At 64.4% G+C, this 25,256-nt stretch carries 16 protein-coding genes and 1 riboswitch; of the genes, 10 read left to right on the top strand and 6 right to left on the bottom strand.

What is annotated here, in order from left to right; translation table 11 throughout:
- From OUZ49_RS00355 to OUZ49_RS00380, 6 genes are all read left to right on the top strand, one after another.
- On the top strand, positions 1-2,409 hold the full coding sequence (locus tag OUZ49_RS00355; RefSeq protein WP_266147891.1) for a heavy metal translocating P-type ATPase: 2,409 nt from the start codon (positions 1-3) through the stop codon (positions 2,407-2,409).
- Positions 2,406-2,606 carry a cbb3-type cytochrome oxidase assembly protein CcoS gene (gene ccoS / locus OUZ49_RS00360; protein ID WP_266147892.1) on the top strand — a complete coding sequence of 67 codons (201 nt, stop codon included), beginning with the start codon at positions 2,406-2,408 and terminating at the stop codon, positions 2,604-2,606. Before OUZ49_RS00355 ends, ccoS begins: the two co-directional genes overlap by 4 nt.
- Entirely contained in the window at positions 2,596-3,327 is a 732-nt protein-coding gene (locus OUZ49_RS00365) for a sulfite exporter TauE/SafE family protein (protein ID WP_266147893.1), read from the top strand. The genes ccoS and OUZ49_RS00365 overlap by 11 nt, the downstream gene beginning before the upstream one ends.
- A 1,097-nt stretch (positions 3,328-4,424) precedes the next feature.
- Entirely contained in the window at positions 4,425-5,198 is a 774-nt protein-coding gene (locus OUZ49_RS00370) for a beta-barrel domain-containing protein (protein ID WP_266147894.1), read from the top strand.
- Positions 5,199-5,200: 2 nt separating this feature from the next.
- The gene (locus OUZ49_RS00375) at positions 5,201-7,327 is read left to right on the top strand and encodes a peptidase domain-containing ABC transporter (RefSeq protein WP_266147895.1); all 2,127 of its coding nucleotides are present in this window, start codon (positions 5,201-5,203) and stop codon (positions 7,325-7,327) included.
- Between the two features lie 26 nt (positions 7,328-7,353).
- A complete protein-coding gene (locus OUZ49_RS00380) occupies positions 7,354-8,250 on the top strand; it encodes a lysophospholipid acyltransferase family protein (protein ID WP_266147896.1) in 897 nt (298 codons plus the stop codon).
- Between the two features lie 95 nt (positions 8,251-8,345).
- Here the strand turns inward: OUZ49_RS00380 and ahcY are convergent, their stop codons facing one another.
- Complete coding sequence (gene ahcY / locus OUZ49_RS00385; protein ID WP_266147898.1) at positions 8,346-9,779, bottom strand: adenosylhomocysteinase; 1,434 nt, start codon at positions 9,777-9,779, stop codon at positions 8,346-8,348.
- Between the two features lie 38 nt (positions 9,780-9,817).
- Positions 9,818-9,950, bottom strand: a riboswitch (S-adenosyl-L-homocysteine riboswitch).
- Between the two features lie 528 nt (positions 9,951-10,478).
- On the opposite strand from ahcY, the gene ppc reads away from it, so the two are divergent.
- Together ppc and OUZ49_RS00395 are read left to right on the top strand one after the other, a co-directional pair.
- Positions 10,479-13,184 (top strand): phosphoenolpyruvate carboxylase, encoded by a 2,706-nt coding sequence (gene ppc, locus OUZ49_RS00390; RefSeq protein WP_266147900.1) that lies wholly within the window; start codon positions 10,479-10,481, stop codon positions 13,182-13,184.
- Between the two features lie 197 nt (positions 13,185-13,381).
- Positions 13,382-14,374: a glutathione S-transferase family protein gene (locus tag OUZ49_RS00395; RefSeq protein ID WP_266147901.1), complete on the top strand. Its 993-nt coding sequence runs from the start codon at positions 13,382-13,384 to the stop codon at positions 14,372-14,374.
- Positions 14,375-14,460: 86 nt separating this feature from the next.
- On the opposite strand, the gene OUZ49_RS00400 is transcribed toward OUZ49_RS00395, so the two are convergent.
- Positions 14,461-16,332, bottom strand: coding sequence for an ATP-binding cassette domain-containing protein (locus tag OUZ49_RS00400; protein WP_266147902.1), 1,872 nt, complete (start codon positions 16,330-16,332; stop codon positions 14,461-14,463).
- 318 nt (positions 16,333-16,650) lie between these two features.
- On the opposite strand from OUZ49_RS00400, the gene OUZ49_RS00405 reads away from it, so the two are divergent.
- On the top strand, positions 16,651-17,760 hold the full coding sequence (locus OUZ49_RS00405) for a D-alanyl-D-alanine carboxypeptidase family protein (RefSeq protein WP_266147903.1): 1,110 nt from the start codon (positions 16,651-16,653) through the stop codon (positions 17,758-17,760).
- A gap of 250 nt (positions 17,761-18,010) precedes the next feature.
- Here the strand turns inward: OUZ49_RS00405 and metK are convergent, their stop codons facing one another.
- Positions 18,011-19,210, bottom strand: a complete 1,200-nt coding sequence (gene metK, locus OUZ49_RS00410) for a methionine adenosyltransferase (RefSeq protein ID WP_121882559.1) — start codon at positions 19,208-19,210, stop codon at positions 18,011-18,013.
- Positions 19,211-19,502: 292 nt separating this feature from the next.
- A complete protein-coding gene (locus OUZ49_RS00415) occupies positions 19,503-21,332 on the bottom strand; it encodes an FAD-binding oxidoreductase (protein ID WP_266147904.1) in 1,830 nt (609 codons plus the stop codon).
- A 342-nt stretch (positions 21,333-21,674) separates the two neighbouring features.
- Between OUZ49_RS00415 and OUZ49_RS00420 the strand changes: the two genes are divergently transcribed.
- Positions 21,675-23,105, top strand: coding sequence for an alpha/beta hydrolase family protein (locus tag OUZ49_RS00420; protein WP_266147905.1), 1,431 nt, complete (start codon positions 21,675-21,677; stop codon positions 23,103-23,105).
- Positions 23,106-23,309: 204 nt separating this feature from the next.
- On the opposite strand, the gene OUZ49_RS00425 is transcribed toward OUZ49_RS00420, so the two are convergent.
- Together OUZ49_RS00425 and OUZ49_RS00430 are read right to left on the bottom strand one after the other, a co-directional pair.
- Positions 23,310-24,131: a class I SAM-dependent methyltransferase gene (locus OUZ49_RS00425; protein ID WP_266148613.1), complete on the bottom strand. Its 822-nt coding sequence runs from the start codon at positions 24,129-24,131 to the stop codon at positions 23,310-23,312.
- A 92-nt stretch (positions 24,132-24,223) separates the two neighbouring features.
- Entirely contained in the window at positions 24,224-25,195 is a 972-nt protein-coding gene (locus OUZ49_RS00430; RefSeq protein WP_266147906.1) for an alpha/beta hydrolase, read from the bottom strand.
- Positions 25,196-25,256: the final 61 nt, after the last annotated feature.

Raw genomic sequence — 25,256 nt, forward strand, 5'->3', positions numbered from 1 at the left:
GTGGATTGGGCCGTAGACACTGCCAGGTCACCTGGCGTCCAGGCTTGCTATCACTGCGGGGAAGCCCTGTCAGTGCAGGCGACGTGGCTCGACCTGGATGGCAGCAAACAGGGCTTCTGCTGCGATGGATGTGCGGCGGCTGCGCAATGGATTCGCCAGTCCGACCTGGGCGACTACTACCGCCTGCGAAGTGCAACGCCCGCCCGCGTGGCAGTCGACGCGCCCGATCTCAGCGCTTGGGATGGCGAAGATCTGCTCAGCGAGCACGCGTTCCCGGTCGACGGTGGACTTGAGATCACCCTGCTGACGGATGGCATGCGCTGCGCGGCCTGCGCCTGGCTGATCGATCGCGCCCTGCGGCGCGAAGCGGGTGTTCTTGATATCAGCGCCAATGCGATCACGGGTCGCATCCGGGTGGGCTGGGACCCGGCGCGAGTGTGTTTGTCGCACGTGCTCCAGCGCCTGACCCTGCTGGGCTATCGCCCTTATCTGGCTGGTGGTGCGGCGCGCGAGCGCGAGCGCGTGGCCGAGCGGCGGCGCTGGTTGTTGCGTCTTGGTATCGCCGGACTCGGCGCGATGCAAACGATGATGCTGTCCGAGGCGCTGTATTTCGACTTCTACCACCACATGGCGGTATCCACGCGGGATTTTTTTCGCTGGGTCACGTTACTGGTGTGTACGCCGGTGGTGTTCTATTCCGGCTGGCCATTCCTCTCGGGGTGTTGGCGGGAGTTGCGCCAGCGTCACCTTGGCATGGACAGCTTGATCGCCAGTTCCACCCTGTTGGCTTACCTGGCCAGCGTGGTTGAAACGATGCGGGGCGGTGCGCAGGTCTGGTACGACGCCGCGGCCATGTTTGTATTTTTGCTGCTCGGCGCGCGCATGCTGGAACAACGGGCGCGGCGCGTGGCCAGTCAGCAGGTGGATGCTCTGGCGCGTTCCAGGCCGACGCTGGCCGTGCGCGAGCGTGCCGACGGCGTGCGCGAATCGGTAGCGCTGACGGCGCTGCAAGTGGGTGACATCGCGTGCATGGCCGTCGGTGAGGTGGTACCGGCCGATGGGCGGCTGCTGGATGCCGTCGCCGTGTTTGAGGAGGCCCTGCTGACCGGTGAGTCCCGGCCGGTGAGCAGGGAGCGGGGGGCTTCGATCTTCGCCGGCACGGTGTGCCGGGAAACACCTGCGCGGATCGAGATCACCCAGGTCGGCAGCGCCACGCGCCTGTCGCAGTTGACGCGCCTGGTCGAACAGGCCCAGGCCCATCGGCCGCTGCTGGCGCGCATGGCCGATCGCATCGGCAGCTGGTTCGTGGCCTCGTTGCTGGTGGTCGCGGTGCTGGTCTACGTGGGATGGCGCATCTACGACCCCACGCGCGCTTTCGAAGTCACCTTGTCCCTGTTGGTCATCAGTTGCCCCTGCGCTCTGTCGCTTGCGGTGCCCGCGGCCTTGGCCGCGACGCATGGCGCCCTGGCGCGCCTGGGGGTGCTGTCGATTCGTGCCGATGGTCTGGACAGTCTGGCCAGGGCCACCGATGTGGTATTCGACAAGACCGGCACCCTGACCCGGATGCAGCCAACCCTGGACGACGTGCAGGTGTTCGAAGGAATGACGCCGGCCAAGGCCAAGGCGATTGCCGCGGCACTGGAGCGTGACAGCGGCCACCCGATCGCCGCAGCCTTCGTCGAGCAGCGCATGGGGCTGCAGGCCAGCGAAGTCCGGGCCGTCCGCGGGCAGGGGCTGATCGGCAAGGTCGATGGGGTGGAGTGGAAGTTGGGCCATGCGCCCTTCGCGGCGAAGCGCGAGGACGACGGCTGCCTCTGGCTGAGCAGCGGCTCGCGAGTCGTGGCGCGCTTCCGTTTGCAGGAACGCCTGAGGCCGGATGCACGCACCGCAGTCGACCATCTGCGTCAGTTGGGCCTGGCCGTCTATTTGGCCAGCGGTGACGCCTTGGACTCGGTGCAACGCCTGATGCGACAGCTCGACATTGGCGAGGCGCACGCGCGCCAGACATCGGAAGACAAGCTCGCCCTGGTCAGGCGACTGCAGGCGCAGGGGCGCATCGTGGCCATGGTCGGCGACGGCTTGAACGATGCGCCGGTGCTCGCTGGTGCGGACGTTTCGCTGGCCATGGGCGAAGGGGCTGCGTTGGCGCAGCGAGCAGCCGATATGGTGCTGACGGCGCCATCGTTGCTGCGGCTTCCCGCCGCCGTGAAACTCGCCCGGCGTACCCAGCGCATCATTCGGCAGAATTTTGCCTGGGCCGTCGGCTACAACCTGCTCGCCCTGCCCTTGGCCATGGCCGGGGAAGTGACTCCCGCAGTGGCGGCGCTGGGCATGGCGGTATCGTCGCTGATCGTTACATGCAACGCCTTGCGGCTGACGCGCATCACGGTGCCGGAGGCGACCGCGTGATCATCCTGCTGGTGCTCATTCCGCTCAGCCTGGTCTTGTTGGCTGCCGCCATTGGCGCTTTTGTGTGGGCAGTGCGCAAGGGCCAGTTCGACGACATGGACACGCCGGCGCTGGATATCCTGCACGACGACGTTTCGCCGCGTCTTCCATCGCCGGACGTGCGCGACGGCGCCACGAGAGGCGACGATGCCGGTTAATGGTCTGGCCCTCTCGGCGGTACTGCTTACGGGCCTGCTCGGCGGCGTGCATTGCGCCGCCATGTGCGGCGGCATTGCGACCGGCTTTTCCGTATGGTCGCCACGGGCGGGGTGGCGCGGCGCACTGCAATTGAACCTGGGAAGAGTGGCTGGCTACGTCCTGGCGGGCGCGCTCGCCGGAGGGGTCGGGGATGGCCTGCTGCGCTTGTTCGAGTGGCAGGCGCTGGCCCTTGCCATGCGGATGGCGGTCGGTGTCGTGCTGGTGGTGGCAGCCTTGCGCCTGCTCGACCGGCGCGGCCGGCTCGGTGTGCTTGCGCGTCCAGGGACGCGGCTGTGGCGGTTGCTGCGGCCGTTGCAACAGCGCTTGCTGCCGGCGAATACCGTTGGGCGCCGGGTGGCGGCTGGGGTGCTGTGGGGATGGCTGCCGTGCGGCCTGAGTACGACGATGCTGGCCGCGGCGTGGTTGCAGGCCAGTGCGCGCGATGGTGCGTTGACCATGGCGGTCTTCGGGCTGGGAACCCTGCCCGTGATGCTTCCGTTGACCTGGTCGGGCGCGCGGGTCGGGCGCTGGTTGCAGCAGCCAGCGCCGCGGCGCTGCGCGGCTCTGTTCATCCTGCTGGCCGGGGTGTTGACGTTGTCGGCGCCGTGGCTCATGCACGTACCGGCGCTGCATGGCGTGCTCGGCGCGCTGGGGTGCGGACCGGCGAGCCGCGTCGAGTAGGTCGGCTCCATGGGCCATGGATGCATGGATCTCCATGGCGGTCATCTCATGGTGATCACCGATCGCTTTTCGGTAGACCGGCATGGCATGCCGGTCCCGCGCCGTTACTGAAGCGACGACCTCGCGTGTTGCCGCTCGCTACCCGTCGTCCTGTTTAGGGTGCGTTAGCGTCTTGGTTGCCGCTGATAAAGAGCTGGCAGGCTCGCTCCGACGGTTTGCCATCGACGAAATGATTGAGACTTTTCTGATACCCACGCCCCCTTGCTGCGCATAGGATTCCGCGGCTGCTTAAACGTTCGAACTGCGTGGCGAATTCGTGTGGCCAATGTGTAGCGATCACTCGATCACTACGGAGTACGGGCACCAGCAAGAGTCGAATGCTGAAGCGGTCACGCCTGGGTCAATGGCCGGCGTGACTACTTCATGCGATGTCCTGGCTATCAGGCATCGGCAAGAATCCGAGTTTTTGGGCGAGCGTGGCCATCGTCGCGACGACGGAAGGGTGCACCCTAAGCACCGAGCCGGAAGCGGATTGACGGCGCGCGTGATGATGGCGAGCGTGAGCTCGCCCGAGACGAGGATGAAACGGACGGGCATTGGCACGTCATGGAATGACGGCGTGGACGACCAGCGGAACGGTCGGATCGCTACCTGTTCGATATCGAAGTTGTACTTGAGTATCTCCCACCCACTGAAGGAATAGTTCCATGCAGAAGATCGATCGCGAAGCTCTGAAGAAAGCCGACGTTGCCGGCGGTTGCGACAAGGTCACCACCAACCCGATCAACCCGGTCTTTCCGTAAACGGTAGAGCGGCCACCGACGGCCGGTGCGGAGCCAGGGCGATCGAGCCATGGCCCGATGACGGATTGAGGCTGCCGTGAAAGCCGTGCTTGGACGGTGACATCGCGCAGGGATCATTCCCTTTCGAAGGCCGTGCGTCCCGTCGGCTACGAGCATGTAGAAGTTGCAAACCCCGCGCACTCGGATGCGCGGGGTTTTCAGTATCAGTAGCGCCGATGGGATCGGGGCGGCGCATGGCGGGCGGCAGCGCCGACCCAGGCGTGGCCGCCGGCGTTTCGGGCTGGAGTTTTGGATTTGGATATCAGCAGGCTTCCCACCTTTAAGGACGTGTCATGGCGCTGGTTGACCTATCTTGGTTCGGCGACCTTGCTTGGCGCCATCGTGTTTGCGTGCGTGCATGAGGTGGAACTAAAACGGGATGCGCCCTGCGAAATCGTCTCGCTTTCCGAGTTCAAGCTGCGCGGTTATGACGGCCTGGTCGCGGCGGTCTTCGTGCAGCCGGGGGAGCGTGTTGCTTCCGGCATGCCGTTGTTCAATCTTACGTCCGATGTCATTCCGCCCGACGGTGCGAATGCAGATGGGCGGCCAGACGCCGGCAGGACGATCGTGGCGCCGCGCACCGGTGTGGTGGTCGCGTCGGGTCTGTTGCAGGGTCGGCGGCTCGATCCCGCCGAGGTCGTCATGGTGATCGATACCGATTCGCAGCGTCACCTGGTGGCGGTGTTGCAGGTACCGTCGCGCCAGCGTGGTTTTGTGAGTGTGGGGCAGACCGTACGCATCAAGCTTGATGCGATGCCCTACACCCGTTTTGGCACTTACGAGGCGCGCATCGTGTCAGTTTCCGCGACGGCGCAGCGCGGAAGCGACCCGTCGGGGCGGACCGCCGGCACAACCCATGACGCCGGCGACTACCTGGCTTGGGCGATGCTGCCGGACAAGCGCTTGCCGCACGCCGGACCGCCGCCGCAAATCCTTCCCGGCATGCGGGGCCGGGCAAGCATCGTGGTGGAGCGCACGACCATCGCCGGATGGGTGCTGGCACCGCTGTTGCGCAGGCTCAGGGGTTGAACATGCGCGTCATCTATCAGAATGAAGTGGCCGAGTGCGGCTATGCCTGCCTGGCCATGGTCTTGACCGAACTGGGGCGCGCCACCGACGTGCGCGAGATCTCGGCGTTCCGGCCGATTTCCTCGCACGGCCTGTCCATGACGGACCTGTACGACGTGGCCCTGGAGTTCGGCCTTTCCGTGGAGGCTTACCGGTTCGAGCGCAACGATCTGGCGCAAATCAAGCCCGGTTCGATCCTGCACGTTGGCGGCGCCCATTTCGTCGTGTTCGAGAAACTGGGTCGGGGCTATGTGCAGGTGATCGATCCGGCCACGGGGCGCCGCCGGGTGGCGCTGGACACCCTGCTCGCCACCATGTCGGGCTACCTTCTCGAATGCGCGCCGACGCCGCAGCTGCAACGGATTCGCGCCCGCTCGCGGATGCCGGCAGCGCTGGAACGGGTGCGCGCGTGGAATCCACAGTTGCGCAGTTCCATCGCCAAGGTGATGTTCGTCGCACTGGCGGCACAGTTCGCGATCCTGGCCATGCCTTATCTGGGCTGGCTGATGCTGGATGAGGTGGTCGGCACGGACAACCTCAGCCTCATCCATACGCTCGTGTGGACATTCGCAGGCATTTTTGCCATCGGCACGTTCGCTCAGTTCGCCCAGGACTATCTGACCGAACTGGCCTGCCAATGGGTGCGCGTGAATGCGACCGAAGGCTTGTTGAGCCATTTGTTGCGCAATCCGCTGTCCTATTTCGAAAAACGCAACGCGGGCGATCTGTTCGCCAGGATCAAGGCGCAGGACGACATCAGCGCCCATGCGGTGCGCGTCCGGATCTCGTTGGGGATCGATCTGGCCGTTGGTTTGCTCGCGCTGGCCTTGATGATGATGCAAAGCCCGCTGCTGGCGACGCTTGCGCTGCTGGGCATTCTCTTGCCAGCGCTGGTTGCGCTGGCCTTGTTCGCTCGCATGCGCGATACCCGCCTGCGGGTCTTGGAGGAATCTACGCGCTGCGACGAGACCTTGCTCGAAACCATCCGTGCGGCCGCCCTGATCAAGCTGTCATGCGGCGAAACCCGCCGCACGGCGGCCTTCATGGGCAAGTTCAAATCCTATGCGGCGGTTGCGCTGCAGGAATCGCGTCTGGTGGCGAAGCGCGACGTTGCGCTGCAGCTGATCAGTTACGGCGAGCTGCTGGTGATGACCTGGCTTGCCGCGAGCCTGCTGCTTCGCGGCAGCCTCTCGGTCGGCGTGTTCTACGCGTTCATGATCTACCGGTCGCTGGCGTCCGCACGTCTCGCTCGCTCGGTCAATGCGGGGTTTGCCCACTTGATGCTGGATGCTCCCGCGGCGCGGGTGGACGACATCATGAGCAGCGAGCAAGAGCGCTATACGCCGATGGCCGACCGACAGAAGGCCGTCGAGGTGGCGTCGTTCGAGTCGATTGCCATGCGCCATGTCTCGTTCCGCTACGGCATATCCGACGGCATGGTGCTTGCCGACGCGAGCCTGGAGATCCGGCGCGGCGACAAGATCGTGGTGACGGGGCCATCCGGCAGCGGCAAGTCCACCTTGTTCAAGCTGCTGGCGGCGGCCGAACCGCTGCAGGACGGCGAGCTCCTGCTGAACGGCATCCGCTGGCCGAACCTGACGGTGGACGAGATCCGCCGCCACGTCGTGCATCTGCGCCAGGGCGACGTCATCTTGCGTGGCTCGATTGCCGACAATGTGTCGCTGTTTACGGCCGATGCGGATGATGAACGCATCCGTCGCGTGCTCGAGCAGGTCGGCCTGTGGTCTGACGTGATGCGTATGCCGATGCGCACGCGCACGCTGATCAGCGACACCGTGGCCAATATTTCGGCAGGTCAACGGCAGCGCCTGCTGCTGGCGCGTGCGCTGTACCAGCCGAAGGAAGTGCTGCTGCTGGACGAGCCGACTGCAAACCTGGACGCCGGCTCGGTGTCCGGAGTCGCCGAGTTGCTGCGGCAGCTGGATCGCACCGTGGTGGTGATCACGCATGACCTCTCGCTGGCCCAGGCGTTCGAACGGCGCTACCGCCTGGTCGATGGCGCGCTGTCGCCTTCGTCGCCGGTGCATGCCGCCACACCGGAAGTACCGGTTTCAGAGACCGCGGTCTGATTGGTGCGTCCCCGATGAAGTGGCTCATGTCCTTGTGGAAAAGCCTGGCCCGGCTGCGGCAGGCATGGCTGATCAGCCTTTCGGCGCGTTCGATCGAGCGGCTCGCCACGCTCACCTGGTGTGTCAAAAGCCTGTTCAACGCGCGCGAGCGATGGAACGGCATCACCCGTTACGAGATGGGGCGTGAGCTGTGGTTGCTCGATGCGGCCGACAAGTGGCGCGCGATGACCGGTAAAACCCTGGAGACCCTGCTCGACCGGCGATTCCATGACGGCCGGGTAGCGCGCCCCGACGAGGCGTGGCCCGACCTGCGGGAGGTCGCCCGGACGCTGGCGCGCCAGATCGTTGCGCTCCGGGGCGACGATCCCGCGCGGCCGGTGATTCTTTCGCCGTTCCATTACGTATCGCAATGCGCCTATGTGTATGTACTCGACGAGGTGCGCAAGGCGCTGGGGCTGGAGACCTTGTCGGCGGTGACCGGCGTGTTTGCCGGCAAGGAGATGGTCATGCCCAGGCTGGAGCCGCTTTATACGCGCGACGATGGCCAGCGCAACAATCTCGGCCTGCGCGTGATCCAGGCCTTGCGGCGGGATGGCGTGGTCGTGCTGTTTGCCGATGCGGCCCCCTACACCATGCACCGATTTCCCATGGAGACCGTCGACGTCACGGTGCTCGGGCGCCCTGGCCGGATTCATGGCGGCGTGTTCCGCATCGGCGCGCGGATGAATACGGTGCTGTTGCCGTTCTATTTGCGCTTTACGCACGGCCGCTTCAGCGCGGAGATACTGGAGGCGGTGGAACTGGCTTCGCCTGACGCGCCACAACAGGTGGCGGACAGGATCAGCATCGCCTTGAAAGGCAATTACGCGCACTGGCTGATGGCGGGGCATCCTTCCATGTACGGGTTTGCATCCGTGAAATAACCCAGCCGGAGGGCAGGGATGCCGGTGCAGCCTTGCGCAAAAGAAAGGCCGCCCGTGGGCGGCCTTTCGATGGGTCACACAGACCGTGCCACCGCTTAGTAGCGGTAATGGTCCGGCTTGTACGGGCCATCCACCGGCACGCCGATATAGGCGGCCTGTTCCGGGGTGAGGCGGGTCAGCTTCACGCCGATCTGCTCCAGGTGCAGGCGAGCCACTTCCTCGTCCAGCTTCTTGGACAGGCGGTAGACCTTCTTCTCGTAGAAGTCCTTGTTCGCCCACAGGTCGAGCTGGGCCAGGGTCTGGTTGGAGAAGCTGTTGGACATCACGAAGCTCGGGTGGCCGTGGGCGCAGCCCAGGTTCACCAGGCGACCTTCGGCCAGCATGTAGATGCTGTGGCCAGACTTCTCGAACGTGTAGCGATCCACCTGCGGCTTGATGTTCTCGCGCGACACGCCCTTGGCGGCGTTCAGGCGATCCATCTGGATCTCGTTGTCGAAGTGGCCGATGTTGCACACCAGGGCGTTGTTCTTCATCGCCGCCATGTGCTCCAGCGTGATGATGTCCTTGTTGCCGGTGGTGGTGACATAGATGTCGCCAAGGCCCAGGGTCTCTTCGATGGTGGTGACCTGGAAGCCTTCCATCGCCGCCTGCAGGGCGTTGATCGGGTCGATCTCGGTCACGATCACGCGGGCGCCGAAGCCCTTGAGCGAGTGCGCGCAACCCTTGCCCACGTCACCGTAACCGCAAACCACGGCGACCTTGCCGGCGACCATCAGGTCGGTGGCGCGCTTGATGCCGTCGGCCAGCGACTCGCGGCAGCCGTACAGGTTGTCGAACTTGGACTTGGTCACCGAGTCGTTGACGTTGATCGCCGGCACCAGCAGCTTGCCGGCTTCGGCCAGCTGATAGAGGCGGTGCACGCCGGTGGTGGTTTCCTCGGACACGCCCTTCCACTCGGCGGCGACTTTCTTGAACCAGCCCGGACGCTCTTTGTGCACGCGCTTGACCAGGTCCTTGATGACCTGCTCTTCGTGGTTGCCGCTGGGCGTGTTGACCCAGTTGTCGCCGTCTTCCAGCTCCACGCCCTTGTGGATGAACAAGGTGGCGTCGCCGCCGTCATCGACGATCAGCTGCGGGCCGAGCTCGCCCGGATGGGACAGCATGTCCAGCGTGCATTCCCAGTACTCCTCCAGCGACTCGCCCTTCCAGGCGAACACCGGCAGGCCGCCAGCGGCCATCGCAGCGGCGACGTCGTCCTGGGTCGAGAAGATGTTGCAGGAGGCCCAGCGCACCGAGGCGCCCAGCTCGCGCAGGGTCTCGGCCAGCACGGCGGTTTCCTTGGTGACGTGCAGCGAACCCGACAGGCGCACGCCCTTCAGCGGCTTGTCCTTTGAGTAGCGGGCGCGGATCTGCATCAGGCCCGGCATTTCCTCTTCGGCCATGCGGATACGGCGGCGGCCGAGCTCGGCGAGCGAGATGTCGCGGACCTTGTAGTCCTGGTGGGCGGAATCTTTGGTGACTGCGTTCATGGCGTAGCTCCGGATGTTGCGACCTGGGGAGTCGCATCGTTAACCGGGCGCCGTTACAAGTTGAATCCGTCGAGCCTGGCCGGGGAAGGCGAATGCCCGCACGGGAAAGTGCGGGCTGTAGCGGAGATCTCCGCGTTCGCGATGCCAACGGTCGCAGCGCCCCTCGACGGGACTGCTGAGTATAACGTCAGAGAGGAATGGGTTCTGCCCCCTGGCGGCGATGCCCGGCTGCGGCGCCGCCCATGGCGGATGACCTCGAGCCCGGAGGTGGGAACACTAAAATCGCAAGTTATTGCGCCAAGGATCCTGGCGAAGGCCTGGATCGGCGGTCTCGGCAGTCAGGTCTCGTCGGTTTCCGTTCGCTGCGCTCCCCATGGCGGTGCCTGCGCAGAAGGCGACCATCGCGGCGACCGCACCTGGCCGGGGTCATGTCTTGCCAGCTCCATGCCACGGCAGGCCCGGTGGAAGCGCCCGTCCGCCGCAGCTTTCGATCAGCCCGCACCGCGACCTGCTGGCAGGGCTGCAGATGCCGTCGCCTGGCATGCCAATGCAACCACGACGCTGATAGGGGCCGACGAGCAGGGGGTGCCCAGTGCCCGGATTTCGCTCGAGTGGAAGGATCGTTTTGCGGCGCTGCACAAATGGGTGGGGCTTAGGGTAGTCTTGGACGTCCAGACATCCAATTCTCTCCAGGCATCGATGAACCAGTACCGCAGTCCTGAGTTCGCCCCGCACGAATCCCCGTTGCGCGAAGACGTCCGCCGCCTTGGCACCCTGGTCGGCAACATGTTAGCCGAGCAGGTCTCGCCGGCTTTCCTCGACGACGTGGAACGCATTCGCATGGCGGCCATTGCGCGTCGCCACGAAGGAGCGCCGCTGGCCTTGTTGGCAGACTTGCTGAGCGGCCTCGAAACGCCGCGCGCCGAGGCGCTGGCGCGGGCCTTCGCCACCTATTTCCAGGCGGTAAACATTGCCGAGCGCGTGCATCGCATCCGTCGCCGGCGCGATTATCAGCGGGCCGGCGGTGCCCCTCAGCCCGAGTCCTTGCTTGATGCACTGACGCAGTTGAAGGCGCAAGGCGTAGAGGCAGGCGAGCTGCTTGAGTGGCTGGAACGGTTGCAAGTGGAACCAGTTTTCACCGCGCATCCTACCGAGGCGGTGCGCCGTTCCCTGCTCGAGAAAGAACAATCCATCGTGCGCGCGCTGGTCGACAATTTCGATCCTACGCGCACGCCCCAAGAGCGCAAGGAGGACGAAGATCGCATCTTCATGGCGCTCAACGCCGGCTGGCAGACGGCCGAAGCCTCGCCGGTGAGCCCTACCGTGCAGGACGAACATCACCACGTCGGCTTCTATCTGGCCAACCCGGTCTATCGCATCGTGCCGGCTCTGTACGAGTCACTCGCCGACGCGCTGCAAGCTGTTTATGGCGTAGCGGTGCCGCTGCCGCGCCTGCTGAGTTTCGCCACCTGGGTGGGTGGTGATATGGATGGCAATCCGAACGTGGGCGCCGCCACCATCGCCGCCAGCCTGGCCACGCAGCGCGCGCATGTGCTGGAGCATTACATCGAGGACATCGCCGGACTGGGTCGCTTGCTCAGCCAGACCGAAGGGCGCGTCGCGGTCGATGACGCGCTGGCGCTGCGCCTGGCGGACTATCGTGTGCGCTTTCCCGAGGCGGCGGCCAAGGTTCGCCCGCGTCACGCGGACATGCCGTATCGCGCCCTGCTGACGGTGATCGGCGCGCGTCTGGAGGCAACGCATGATGACGACCATCCGGAAGGCTATACCTCGGTCCGCGAATTGCTCGACGACCTGCACCTGATCGCCCTGAGCCTGGTCGACCACCGTGGCCTGCACGCCGGTGCCTATGCCGTGCAGCGACTGATCTGGCGCGTGCGTACCTTTGGCTTCCATCTGGCCAGGCTGGACGTGCGGCAGGATTCGCGCGTGCACGATGACGCGCTGGCCAGCCTACTCGGCGACAGCGAGTGGGCGCAGCGTGATACGGCGGCGCGCGTGCTTCGCCTGCGCCCCATTGCCGGCGGCGAAACCAAGCTCGATACCAGCCATGAGCCGACCGCGGTCGCCTTGTACGATGTCTTCGCCACCTTGGGCGATGCGCGTCGACGCTATGGCATTCACGCCCTGGGCCTGTACATCATCAGCATGGCGCGTTCGGCCGCCGACGTGCTCGCCGTACTGGCGCTGGCTCGCTACGGCGGACTGATCCAGGACGGCAAGGTGCCGCTGGATATCGCGCCGTTGTTTGAAACCGTGGACGACCTCACCAACGCACCCGCCACGTTGCGTGCCCTGCTCGATGATCCGGTGTATCGCGCACATCTTGCCTCGCGCGGCGATCGCCAGTGGGTGATGCTGGGCTACTCCGACAGTGGCAAGGATGGCGGCACGCTGGCTTCGCGCTGGGGTCTGCAGCGCGCCCAGGTGGAGTTGCTCGAAGTGGCGTCGGCAGCCGGTATCCGATTGTCGTTCTTCCATGGTCGCGGCGGCTCCGCCAGCCGTGGCGGTTCGCGCATCGCCCCGGCCTTGATGTCGTCACCGCGCGGCTCGGTGGCGGGCGTGTTGCGCATCACCGAGCAAGGCGAGGTGATTCATCGCAAATACGGCATCCGCGCCTTGGCGCTGCGCAATCTCGAGCAGACCGTGAGTGCCGTGCTGCGCGCGTCGCTGCGACCCCGCACCGAGGAGCCACGCGAGGACGAATGGCGTGCGCGCATGAGCCAGCTGGCCACATGCAGCCGCGAGCACTACCGCGCCTTCGTCGATCGTGAGGGCTTCGTGGACTATTTCCGCGCCGCCACCCCCATCGACGTGATCGAGCGCATGACCCTGGGGTCGCGCCCTGCGCGCCGTCGCAGCATGCGCGGCGTGCAGGATCTGCGCGCGATTCCGTGGGTGTTCGCGTGGACGCAGTGCCGCTCGATCCTGCCAGGCTGGTACGGTCTCGGTACCGCGCTGGAGCAGGGCGTTGCGCTGTTCGGCGAACAGGAGATGGCCGAGATGGCCCGCGACTGGCCGTTCTTCGCCAATATGCTCGACGACGTGGCCATGGTGTTGGCCAAGTGCGACCTGGATATCGCCGAGGCGTTCTCGCGACTGGCGGGTCCGTTGCATGAGCCGTTCTTCGGCTTGATCCGCGACGAGTTCGAACGCACGCAGCGCTGGCTGACCCGGCTCAAGCGAACCGACCAGCTTTTGCAGAACGAGCCGCGCCTGGCCGTCTCGATCGGCCTGCGCAATCCCTACATCGATCCGATGAGCCTGTTGCAACTGGACCTGCTGCGCCGCTGGCGTGCTGGCGGCGAAGCGGATGAGGCGCTGCTCGGTGCGCTGGTGGCGTGCGTCAATGGCGTGTCGCAAGGCTTGCAGAACACGGGTTAATGGCGGTCCAGCCAGACCGCCGGCGAGACCGCCGGCGGCTGCAACGAGCAGATTTGTCGCACACCCGTGTCGCGGTCGTCCTTCGGCATCGCGAGGTCTTGGATGTCATGCCAATGCGTCGGTGACATGCTGCAGCGGGCCTTGTCGTTGCCCTGGATCATCCCCATCGAGGGATGACCCCAAGGACGAGGCACGCCATGATCGATTTGTACAAGCTGCACTGGTCGCATTACGTCGAAAAGGTGCGCTGGGCCCTGGATTTCAAGCGTCTTCCCTGGCGCGGCATCGATATCGCGGCCTTCACCAAGAAGGAAATGCGCGGCTTCGACTGCGCGCAAACCGTGCCGCTGATCCATGACACGGGGACTGGCGTAGCGATCAGCGATTCATCGCCGATCATCCGTTATCTGGAAGAGACCTATCCCGAGCGACCATTGTTTCCTGCCGATCCGTCCGAGCGCGAACGCGTGTGGCAATGGATGTTGCGGCTCGACTCGACCCTGGGTCTGTATGCGCGCCGTCTGGGCTATACCCAGGTCATCATGGAGTGTCCGCAGACCCTGGCCGAATTATTTCTGCCCAACTTTTTCGGCGGCCTGTTCGCACGGCGCGGTTGGCGCGCATTGGCCTCACCCGTCGTCGGCATGATGCTGACCTTGCGCTTTCGCTTTCATCACAATCGGCAGGACCGCATCTACGAACAACTCGAGGCCCTGCTGATTCCCTTGGTACGTAGGCTCGAGCGTGACGACTTCCTGGTAGGCGGGCAGTTCACCGCGGCGGACCTGACCCTGGCCTCGCTGCTGCGGCCGCTACGCATCGTGCCGCATTTCAGTCACGCCCCTTCATTGCAGTCGCTGTTCGTGTGGCAGGAGCAACTCTTTCGCACCCAGGGGAGGGATGTGACCTTTCCCTACGAGGACGCGATCCGAGCACAACGCCAGCGCAGTGGCAGCATGCGCTCGCGGGTGAGCTGGATGCAGGCGCCTGACGATAGGCAGGCCGCACCGGTGGAGCGCGAGAGCCTGCAGGTGGCCAGCAATGACCAGCAGCCAGTCAGTGCTTGGACGGTGTTGCGAGGGCTGCCGGCTTATCTGAAGTTGCGCTGGTTCAGTGGCGTGAAGAAGATGCCGTACATGCCTGCGGCCTATCTTGGGATCAGCCGTTCCCGGGTTCTTCACCGCGCCTGAAAGCGGTTGCGTGCGGATCGGTTCCTGGACCATGGTCTAGGCGACAGCGGCGGCGAACTGGCGCCGCTGTCGTGGTCATCCTTGAATCAGCTGTCCAATTCCGACCAGCGTGCATAGGCGCCGTCGAGCTCGGCTTGCGCGGCAGCCAGCGCTTCGTTTGCCTTGACGATGGTGGCGCTATCCTGCTGGAAGAATGAGGGATCGTTCATCGCCTCGCTGCGTGTGGCGATGTCGGTTTCCAACTGCTCGATGCGCAGCGGCAACTGCTCCAGTTCGCGCTGCTCCTTGAAACTAAGCTTGCGCTTCGCCGATGTTGCGGCAGGGGCCGGATCCTGGCGAACCAGGCCCGGTTTGGCGGCGGCCGCCGCCACGGCTTGCGCGGCTGCCGGGCGCTGCCATAGCCAGTCGCTGTAGCCGCCCACGTATTCGCCGATCTGACCATGGCCTTCGAGCACCAGGGTGCTCGACACCACGTTATCGAGGAAGGCGCGGTCGTGCGATACCAGCAGCAAGGTGCCCTGGTAGTCGGTGAGCAGTTCTTCCAGCAGTTCCAGCGTCTCCACGTCGAGATCGTTGGTCGGTTCGTCCATCACCAGCAGGTTGGACGGCTGGGCGAACAGCTTGGCCAGCAGCAGGCGATTGCGCTCGCCGCCGGACAAACGCGTGATCGGCGCGCGCGCGCGCTCGGGCGAGAACAGGAAGTCCTGCAGGTAGCCGATGATGTGCTTGCGGCTGCCGTTCAATTCGATGAAGTCGCGGCCTTCGGCCACGTTGTCCAGCGCATTCAACTTGTCGTTGAGCTGCAGGCGGTGCTGGTCGAAGTAGGCGATCTGGATGCCGGTGCCGAGCGTGGCGTGGCCGCGCTGGGGCTTCAGCTCGCCGAGCATGATCTTCAGCAGCGTGCTCTTGCCGGCGCCGTTCGGACCGATGATGCCGATGCGGTCGCCGCGCATCACGGTGGTGGTCAGGTTGTCGATTAGCACGCGGCCGTCATAGGCCTGGTGCACGTGTTCGAGATCGATCACCTTCTTGCCCGAGGCCTGCGCGTTGGCCGCGGTCATCTTGACGTTGCCGCTCAGGTTGCGCCGTTCGGCGCGCTCGACACGCAGCGCCTTCAAAGCACGCACGCGGCCTTCGTTGCGCGTGCGGCGGGCCTTGATGCCCTGGCGGATCCACACTTCTTCCTGGGCCAGTTTCTTGTCGAACAGTGCGTTCGCCTGTGCTTCGGCATGCAAACGCTCTTCGCGGCGGCGCAGGTAGTTGTCGTAGTCGCCAGGCCAATCGGTGAGCTGGCCGCGGTCGATCTCGACGATGCGCGTCGCCAGCGCGCGCAGGAAGCTGCGGTCATGGGTGACGAAGATGAGGCTGCCGTCGAACTGCTTGAGAAAGGCTTCCAGCCAGCCGATGGCTTCGATATCGAGATGGTTGGTCGGTTCGTCCAGCAGCAATACGTCCGGCTTGCGCACCAGCGCCTGCGCCAGCAGCACGCGGCGCTTCATGCCGCCGGAGAGTGCGGCGAAATCGGTGTCGGCTGGCAGCTCGAGCTTGGTCAACACTTCGGTAACGCGCCGATCGAGGTCCCAGCCATGCTGCGCCTCGATCTGGGTCTGCACTTCGCCCAGAGCATCGAAATCGCCTTCGTGCAGCAGGTGGTGGTAGCGCGCCAGCAGATGGCCGAGATCGCCGAGTCCTTCGGACACGACGTCGAACACGGTGCCTTCGGTGCCCTGCGGCACCTCCTGCGCCATGCGGGCAACCACGATGCCGTTCTGTACGCGAAGCTCGCCATCGTCCGGCTTGAGCTCGCCGGCGATCAGCTTCATCAGGGTGGATTTGCCTTCGCCGTTACGGCCGACAATGCAGACGCGCTCGTTGCGTTCGATCGAGAGATCAACATGTTCGAGCAGGAGGGGGCCGCCGATGCTGAAATCGACGCGCTGAAGTTGGATTAGGGACATCCGCCTATTCTAGGTGATGCGCCACCACGTTCGATCGCCCGCTGGGTTTTAACGGCGAATTTATGGCGTCTGCGGGGCGCAATGCAGTAGTTTTACCGACTTAAGCTTCGGTCGTATCTGCCGAACTCCTCGCTGCGAAACGGCTTTGCGGGACTCCTCATCGAGCCCGCGTCGAAGCGCTGCGATCCTCCAAAGACCATGTCAGGGGAAATAACCCTTGAATAACATGGCATTATGTTGTCAAATTTAACCATTATCTAGGTGCCGATGGCGGCGCGAGGGGTCAGGGTGGCCATCAAGATCAAAACACCGAGATGGTTGTCTGCTTGCCGTCAGAGCCTGACTGCAGCGGCGCTGCTGGCGCTCGCCGCCATCACGGGCGTCGCCCACGCGGGTTATGCGGCCATTGTCGTCAGTGAATCGGATGGTCAGGTGCTGACCGCGGTGAATCCTGATGAACCGAATCGCCCTGCGTCCTTGGCGAAGATGATGACGCTTTACCTGACCTTCCAGCAGCTGGAGAGCGGTCAGATCAAGCTCGACCAGGAGCTGCCGGTGTCGGCGTGGGCGGCGGGTCGGCCACCGACCAAGCTCGATCTGCGCCACGGCCAGACCATTTCGGTCGGCGACTGCATCCTCGGCATGATCACCAAGTCGGCCAATGACGCCGCCACGGTGGTGGCCGAAGGCCTGGGCGGCTCCGAAGGCCACTTCGTCGAAATGATGAATGCCCAGGCCCTCAAGCTCGGCATGACCGGCACGCACTTCGAGAATGCGTCGGGCCTGCCTGATCCGGACGATTCCACCACGGCGCGCGACATGTCCAAGCTGGCCATGGCGCTGTATCACGACTTCCCGCAGTACACCCACTACTTCGCCACGACGGAATTCATGTTTCGCGGCAGGCTGGTGCGTGGTCATAACAACCTGATGGAACGTTATCCGGGCATGGATGGGCTGAAGACCGGCTTCACCAATGCGTCCGGCTTCAATCTCGCCTCGACGGCCGTCCGCGATGGCCATCGTCTCTTCAGCGTGGTGCTGGGCGGTCGTACCGCCGCCGCCCGCGACAATCTGATGGCGCGCTTGTTGGATGACGGCTTCGAGGATCGCGCGACCCCCGACTACCTGGTGGCCCGGGCCGGTGGCGCGACCGGAACCGGCACGGCGCAGAAGATCCTGACGGCGCTGTCGCCCATTGGCACGGCTGAAGCCGAGCCCGCGCCCGTGCCGGAGCGGCATCATCGTCGCGGCAAGGTAAGCAAGGCCAGCGCCGTGGCAAGTAACAGCTGTATCAAGCGCAAGGGCGCGACCTGCCCCGCAGCGGCCAAGCGTACCCCGGCCAAGAAGGCGTCCTCGGCTCATTCGCAGCAGGCTCAGGCGAATGCCGAGACCGCGGCCAAGAAACCGGCGAAGACCGAGACCTAGGCACGGCGATAGCTTGCCTCGCTGCATGCCGCCTGGGGCACGCCGGGCGGTGGTCACAAGACTCAGAACCCGATGGCTTGCGTCGCAGTGCGGCGCCCAGATATCGCATGCCACCGCGGTGGTACGGGCGCTTTCTATCGGCGGATTCACCCTGCTGCGTGGAGCGGGCGGATTATCCGGACACAACGTATCGCCAAAAGAAAACGGGCCGCGTGAGCGGCCCGTTTCTGTTTGAAGCATGGCGAGAGGCTTACTTCAGCTTGGCATCGGCGCGCAGCGCTTCGGCCTTGTCGGTCTTTTCCCACGAGAACGCGGTGTAGGTCTTGCCGTCCGGACCCTTCACTTCGTACGGGGTGCGGCCGAAGTGACCGTAGCTGGCGGTCTGCTGGTACATCGGGTGCACCAGGTCGAGCATCTTGATGATGCCGTACGGGCGCAGGTCGAAGTGCTTGCGGATCAGCTTTTCGATCTTCTCGTCGGCGATCTTGCCGGTGCCGAAGGTGGTCACCGAAATCGAGGTCGGCTCGGCCACGCCGATGGCGTAGCTGACCTGCACTTCGCAACGGTCGGCAATGCCGGCGGCCACGATGTTCTTGGCCACGTAGCGAGCGGCGTAGGCTGCCGAACGATCGACCTTGGACGGATCCTTGCCCGAGAACGCACCACCACCATGACGAGCCCAGCCGCCGTAGGTGTCGACGATGATCTTACGACCGGTCAGGCCGCAGTCGCCCACCGGGCCGCCGATCACGAACTTGCCGGTCGGGTTGATGTGGAACTTGGTGCCCTTGTGCAGCAGCTTGGCCGGCAGCACGGGCTTGAGGATGTGCTCGCGCACGGCCTCGATCAGGTCCTTCTGCTTCACGCTCGGGTCGTGCTGGGTCGACAGCACCACGGCGTCGATGGCAGTCGCGACGCCGTCTTCATAGCGCAGGGTGACCTGGCTCTTCGCGTCCGGGCGCAGCCACGGCAGCGGCGAGTTCTTCTTCTTGCGGACCTTGGCCTGCTGCTCGACCAGGCGGTGCGAGTAGTAGATCGCCGCCGGCATGTAGTCCTTGGTTTCGTTGGTCGCGTAGCCGAACATCAGGCCCTGGTCGCCAGCGCCCTGTTCTTCCGGCTTCTTGCGGTCCACGCCCTGGTTGATGTCCGGCGACTGCTTGCCGATCAGGTTCAGCACGCCGCAGGTCTCGCCGTCGAAGCCGACGTCGGAGGAGTCATAGCCGATGTCGACGATGACCTTGCGGGTCAGCGCTTCCAGGTCGATCCAGGCGCTGGTGGTGATCTCGCCGGCGACGATTGCGACGCCCGTCTTCACCATCGTTTCGCAAGCCACGCGCGCACGCGGATCCTGCGCGATGATCGCATCGAGGACGGCATCGGAGATCTGGTCGGCGACTTTGTCCGGGTGGCCTTCGGAAACCGACTCGGAAGTGAAGAGGAAGTTGCTCATCGCGGGATATATCCTTCCTTACGGATAGAAAGATGAAAGGGGTGGCGCATGATACACGGGGAACCCCCGTTTTGCAGCCTCAGCATGTCTGCCGGACATGACGATTTCATGCCGATTCAGCCATTTGGACGGCTTTAAGGCTCGCTGCAAACGCTTCGAACGGCTATCTGAAGGCGTCTGCCGACCGGCCAGAACCGGCGGAGCATAGCGCAGTGGGATCCCATGGCGGGTGGGAATGGCCAGGGCGGCAATATCGCCGCCCCAGGTGTGGCGGAGTGACGACCCGGCTGATTTACCCCTGCGAGCGCAATCGGGTGAAGCCATCCTCGCTCCAACTTTCGCTGCCGACGCCGTGGTGCACGAAAAACAGCCCCTCGGGGTCGTACTTGCGTTTCACCGAGGCCAGCCTGGGATAGTTCGTGCCCCAGAAGGACGCCTGCCAATCGTGCTCGAAGTAGTCACTCTCGGATACATAGGAGCCGGCGCCAGGGGCGGCTTTGAGCAGCGCGGCCATGGCTTGGCCGATGCGTCCCGCCTCGTCGCGCGCATGGGCCAGATCGGGCTCGGCCTCGGGCATGCCGGGAAAGGCGGGATCGCCTTCGCTGGCGATGATCGCCAGGGCAAACGCATCAAGGGCTTGCGGATTCATCGCCGTATCGCGCGCCAGGGCCACCGCGTCAGCCGGCGCGCCGGCCAGGCCCTTGTTGAAGTGCAGCGACAAGCCCCAGTGGCGGCTGGCCGCGAACAGGGCGTCGACCAGCGTCGTCTGCTGGTCGACGCCGAGCAGCGACTGCGGCAACCAGGCCGAACGGTAGCCGTGGATGAATTGCGCCACCTGGCCCTGGTCGCCGGCCCAGAACATGTGATTCCTTGGGGCGCCGGGGCGACTGTCGGCGACCATCAGGCCGGGCGCATGCTGGCGGAAGAACTCCGCATCCCAGGAATGCCGGGCCGGCAAGGCCAGCACCTGGATCTCGGAGGTGAAGCGATAGGCCCTGCGCGCACGCACCCAGGCCAGCAAGGGCGCCCAGACCTGTTCCGCGGCAGCCTTGTCCAGGCCCTGGAACACCATGGACAGGCGCAGCGTATTGTCGCCGCGAAACACCAGCTGCTCACCCCAGTGCGGATTGAACAGCGCCTCGCGATAGAAGCCGATGACCTGCGCGATCAGGACGCGGTAGGCCTCGTCGGAATCGGCCTGGATGGCGCCGGATACTCCGCCGAAGCTGTCCGGCAGATCGTGGGTGCGCAGGGTCAAGCGGGTCACCACGCCCAGGCTGCCGCCACCGCCGCCCTTGATGCCCCAGAACAGGTCGGCATGCTGGTGCGCGTTGACGACCAGCGCCTTGCCGTCAGCCGTGACAACCTCGGCTTCGAGCAGTCCGCCCGACGCCGTGCCGAAGTTCTTGGAAAAACTGCCAAAGCCGCCGCTCTGCACCAGGCCTGCCACACCTACCGTGGTGCAGCCGCCGCCTTGCACGTAGCGCCCGCCCTGGGTAGTGACCGCGTCATAAGCGTCGATCCACAGGGCACCGGCTTGCACGGTCACTGCCGGCAGCGGGGCCTGGATGCCTTCGCCGCCCTGTGCCACGAACGCATCGTGCAAGGTCACGGCGTTCATATGCCGCGTCCAGATCAGCAGCGAATCGGGCGAGGCTGAGGTGCCCTGGTAACTGTGGCCACCACCTTTCACGACCAGGCGCAGGTGATGCTCGCGGGCGAAATTCACCGCCGCGATGACATCCGATGTGTTCTGTGCCGCCACGGCATAGGCGCTGGGACGGGAGGTCCAGGCATCGACCCAGCCGCTGGTTTGCGTGAGGGCGGGTTCGTCACCGATGAAAAACGGGTTCTTGATCTGCGCCAGTGCTTCGCGGCAGCCGTCGTCGTTGGTCAGGCAGCCATCAAACGGTGAACGCAGGCGCTGCAGGCGCCCTCCCACCGCTTGCTTCAATTGCTCCCATTGCGCCGCCGACGGCCAGGCCGGATCGCCGGGGCGTATGCGCGAGCGTAGCCGGGGGACGGACGCTGGCGCTGCTTTGGTGGTAGCGAAGGCCGGCGACGCCAGCCAGGTTAATAGCGGCAAGGTCAGGGCGGCCTTCAGCAAATCGCGGCGATGCATGGTTGACCCCTCGTTGATGGAAGTGATCACTTTGCACGGGCCACAAAGCGCGACAAGCGCAGAGTGATGAGAGACGGCCCGACAGGGATGAACGGTGGGACTGACGGGACAGGAGTGTCGCCTGCGCTATAGCAGCCACGCGTGAACGCGCTGGCATGAGCAGTCACTTATGGTGTCCCAGCGAATTGATGATGGCGCACGGTGCCGTCCGGGCGTCGGCGTCCTCACCCGGGGACATTCTCCTGCGCTGCTTTCGCATGAACGTGCTTCCGCGATCAAGTAGCCTGCATCACGTACACCCGAGGGAACGTGATGGTCAGATCGGTCTTGGATTCAGGTCGAGTGACGACGATTAGCACGAGGCTTACAAAAAAATGGATGGGGCTCGTTGCCGTCTTCTTGCTCCTCGGAATGATTGATCGAGGGGCAAACGCCGACGACGCCTCGGATAGCTCGAAAGCACCTGATGCGGCGTTGCTCCATGAACGGGTCATCCACGTTTTTGGCGCCGCGGCAGATCCCATATCGTTGCAGGTGACCTTGTATACACCCAGCGGTGAAGGCCCCTTTCCGCTTGCCGTCATGAATCATGGCGCAACTGGAAACGAGCCGCCCGAGCGGCAGCCTCGGTACCACCTTACGTTTGCGGCCTACTATTTCCTCTCCCGCGGGTACGCGGTCGCCATGCCGATGATGCGAGGATACGCCGGCTCGGAGGGGCATCTCAGCGCCCATGGCTGCGACGATGTCGCCACGGGTCTCGACGCTGCGCGTGATATCCAGGCCGTGATCGACTATTTGAAACATCAGCCTTTCATTGACGGTTCCCGCATCGTGGTAGCTGGTCAGAGTTTTGGTGGCTGGAACGCACTCGCGGTTGGCACGCTGAAAGAGCCTGGCGTCAAGGGATTGGTCAGCTTTGCGGGCGGGATGAGGGCGTCCGACTGTCACCATCAAGATGAAGCATTGATCCAGGCAGCCGGCACCTTGGGCGGGCGTACGTCCACGCCATCAATCTGGTTTTTTGGCGACAACGACTCGCTGTTTCCCCCGCCGGTCTCGCGCTCGATGTATGAGCACTATGTGGCGGCCGGCGGACCCGCGGAACTCGTGGCCTATGGTTCGTTCGGAAACGATTCGCACAACATGCTGGGCTCAGGCGCAGCGCTTCCCATTTGGGTGCCCAGGGTCGATGCGTTTCTTGGGAGGGTTGGACTACCAAACACGTTGGTGCATGCCGAGTACCTACCCACGTCTGCGCCGCCGCCGACCCACTATGCCGCCCTGGATGATGCTCAAGCATTGCCTTACTTGAATGCGAAAGGGCCCCAAGGGGTTGCCTACTATCGAAAGTTCCTGGAGCGGCCGTTACCGCGAGCCCTGGCCATTGGCACACGGGGGGCTGGTTCTGCGCAAGGAGGATTTGATCCGATCGCGCAGGCATTGAAACTGTGCGGTCAGACCAGTAGTGGCTGCCGCCTCTACGTAGTCGACAATGACGTCGTTTGGACACGACCTACACCGGCACCGCTGCCCACCCACTTCGGCAAGCTTGATGATGAAGAAGCGGTGCCATACCTGAGTACGGAGGGAAGGGCCGGCTACAGGAAATTTCTGTCCATGCCAAGGCCGCGTGCTTTCGCCATATCCCCTGATGGCGGGTGGGATGCCGCATCCCTGGGCGAGGACCCAGTAGCCTATGTGCTGGCAAAGTGTGGTCAGCTCCACCACCAGTGTCGTCTTTACGCCGTCGATGGAGATGTCGTCTGGTAGCGCCCTGATGTCGCCGTCTCCCGATCTTTGCCCAAAAACTGCATCAACTGATGCTGACACGCCCGACTGTTCAAGCGGTCGGCGTCATGCCGCGATTCCATGGGCCGCTCGACTCCGACGATCGCGATTCAACAGAGCTGTAGAACAGAGTTCGAATCAACGTCCGGTATGGTGCGCGGAGGTGCCACAACGCCTGCACCTCGCTCAATACACCGTCGCCTGTGCCTGCACAAAGCCAAAGAAGAACACCGCGTTGGGGTCGTTGCGTACCGCCTGCAATTCCCGGCGCATGCCTTCGACGGTCGCCGCATCGACCTTGCCGGTATCGGTCAGTTGGTCCGCGGCCGATAGCAGCAGCTCTTCCCAGAACTCGATCATCTGCTTGCGCTTACCGGGTTGCCGGTTATCCAGGTGGAAGCTTTTGACCTCGGTCTGCACATCGCGATAGCCGCCGGCCAGCAGCAGGTTGCCCAGCTTGGCGCCGATGAACGGATCGCCGCCACTGTCGTACTGGTGGTCGTTGAAGGCCATCCAGTAACGCAGCAGATGGGGCGAGTACGGATCGAGAAAGAACGATGAGTTGAGCACTTCGGTTACATAGATGACCGAGCCCGGGCTCAGCACGCGGCGCACTTCGCTGAGCACGCGGGCAGGGCTGGGCATGTGTTCCAGTACCCAGCAGAGGTAGGCGCCGTCGAAACTGCGTTCGGCGAAGGGCAGGTCGGTGGCATCGGCGAGTTGCAGCGTATAGCGCGCACTGCACCACGCGGTGGCCGCCAGGTTCTGTTCGGCCGCCGCGAGCTGGGCGGCGGAGCGGTCCACGCCCGTGACATGCAGATGGGGAAAGCGTCGCAGCAGGATCTCGGTCTGCGCACCGACGCCGCAACCCACTTCCAGCAGGCGCGAGGTCTCGCTGTAGTCGATGCGGCTGAACAGCTTGGTCTCGAACATCCGCGCCTGGCGCATCAGGCGCGACTGCTCGTCGGAGGAGAAACCGTGGATATACGGAAATTCGCCAGTGACGATGCTGTTCACGATGGCAGTCCTTTGGTGGGAGCGCGACCAAGTCGGAAACGCTACAACGTTGGCTGTCTACGTCAAGTCGCCGTTGAGCTTGCTCAGTGACCGCTGACACAGGCGCTCCCCGCGCAGGCCGCCGCCGATCCCTGGGGGTCGTTTTGCCGCGCTGCCGGGTGCGAGCGGATGAAGGCAAGAACGTCAGCCAACGTAGGCGCGTCGCTTCGCAAGGGGCGGGACAAGGCAAACAGGACCGCTTCGTGTCCCAGGCCGGGATATAACTTGAGCGTCACGTCTTCGTGGTGGGCTTGCATCGTCCGGGTCAGCGAGATCGCGTTGGACGGCTCGACCTCGTGATCGTTGCTGCCTTGCAGTAGCAACATGGGCGGCTCGGCCCCATCAACATGCAAAACCGGCTGGGCCCTCTTCTGTTCCTCCATCGTACGGCCGAACATACCGAGCATATCCGTTTCATTGGCCGCGATCGGCATGAAGTCGTAGCAGCCAGCCAGGCCGATAAAGCCGGCCAGGTCCGACGGGTGGATACCGTAGGCGCCCAACCACTGCGGATCGGTAGCCACCAGGGCGGCGATCTGGCCACCAGCCGAGTGCCCCATGACGAAGATGTCGTCCGGCGTTCCGCCCAGTTCGCTGGCATGCTGATGCGCCCAGGCCACCGCTCGCGCGGCATCCTGCATGAAGCCGTCCATGCGCACCTGGGGATATTTGCGGTAATCGGGGATCACGACGATCACGCCCTGCGCCGACAGCGCCGTACCCACGAAGCGATACCAGGCACGCTCGCCACGCATCCAGTCGCCGCCGTAGAAGAACACCACGATCGGCGCGTGCTCCGCGTGCACGGGCGCATAGATATCCAGCGCGAGCTGGTGATCGGCATCGAAAACGATGCTGTGCTGCTGCTCGATGTGCTTGTGCTGATCGGTGGCATTGAGCCCGGCGAACAGGGTGGCTTCGCAGCCGCTCAGCAGCAAGACGGCGCCCAGTACGAGCAGTCGACCAAGACGGACGAACCGCTGGTGCTGGATACGTCGATGGCGGCACTGAATCATGAAGAGGAGCGCATGCGGCAGAGCGCCGATGATGCATCAGGGCTGCGCGCAAGGGTTTGCG

Origin of the sequence: Dyella halodurans, from assembly GCF_026283925.1 — a bacterium.
Taxonomy (GTDB): Bacteria; Pseudomonadota; Gammaproteobacteria; order Xanthomonadales; family Rhodanobacteraceae; genus Dyella; species Dyella halodurans.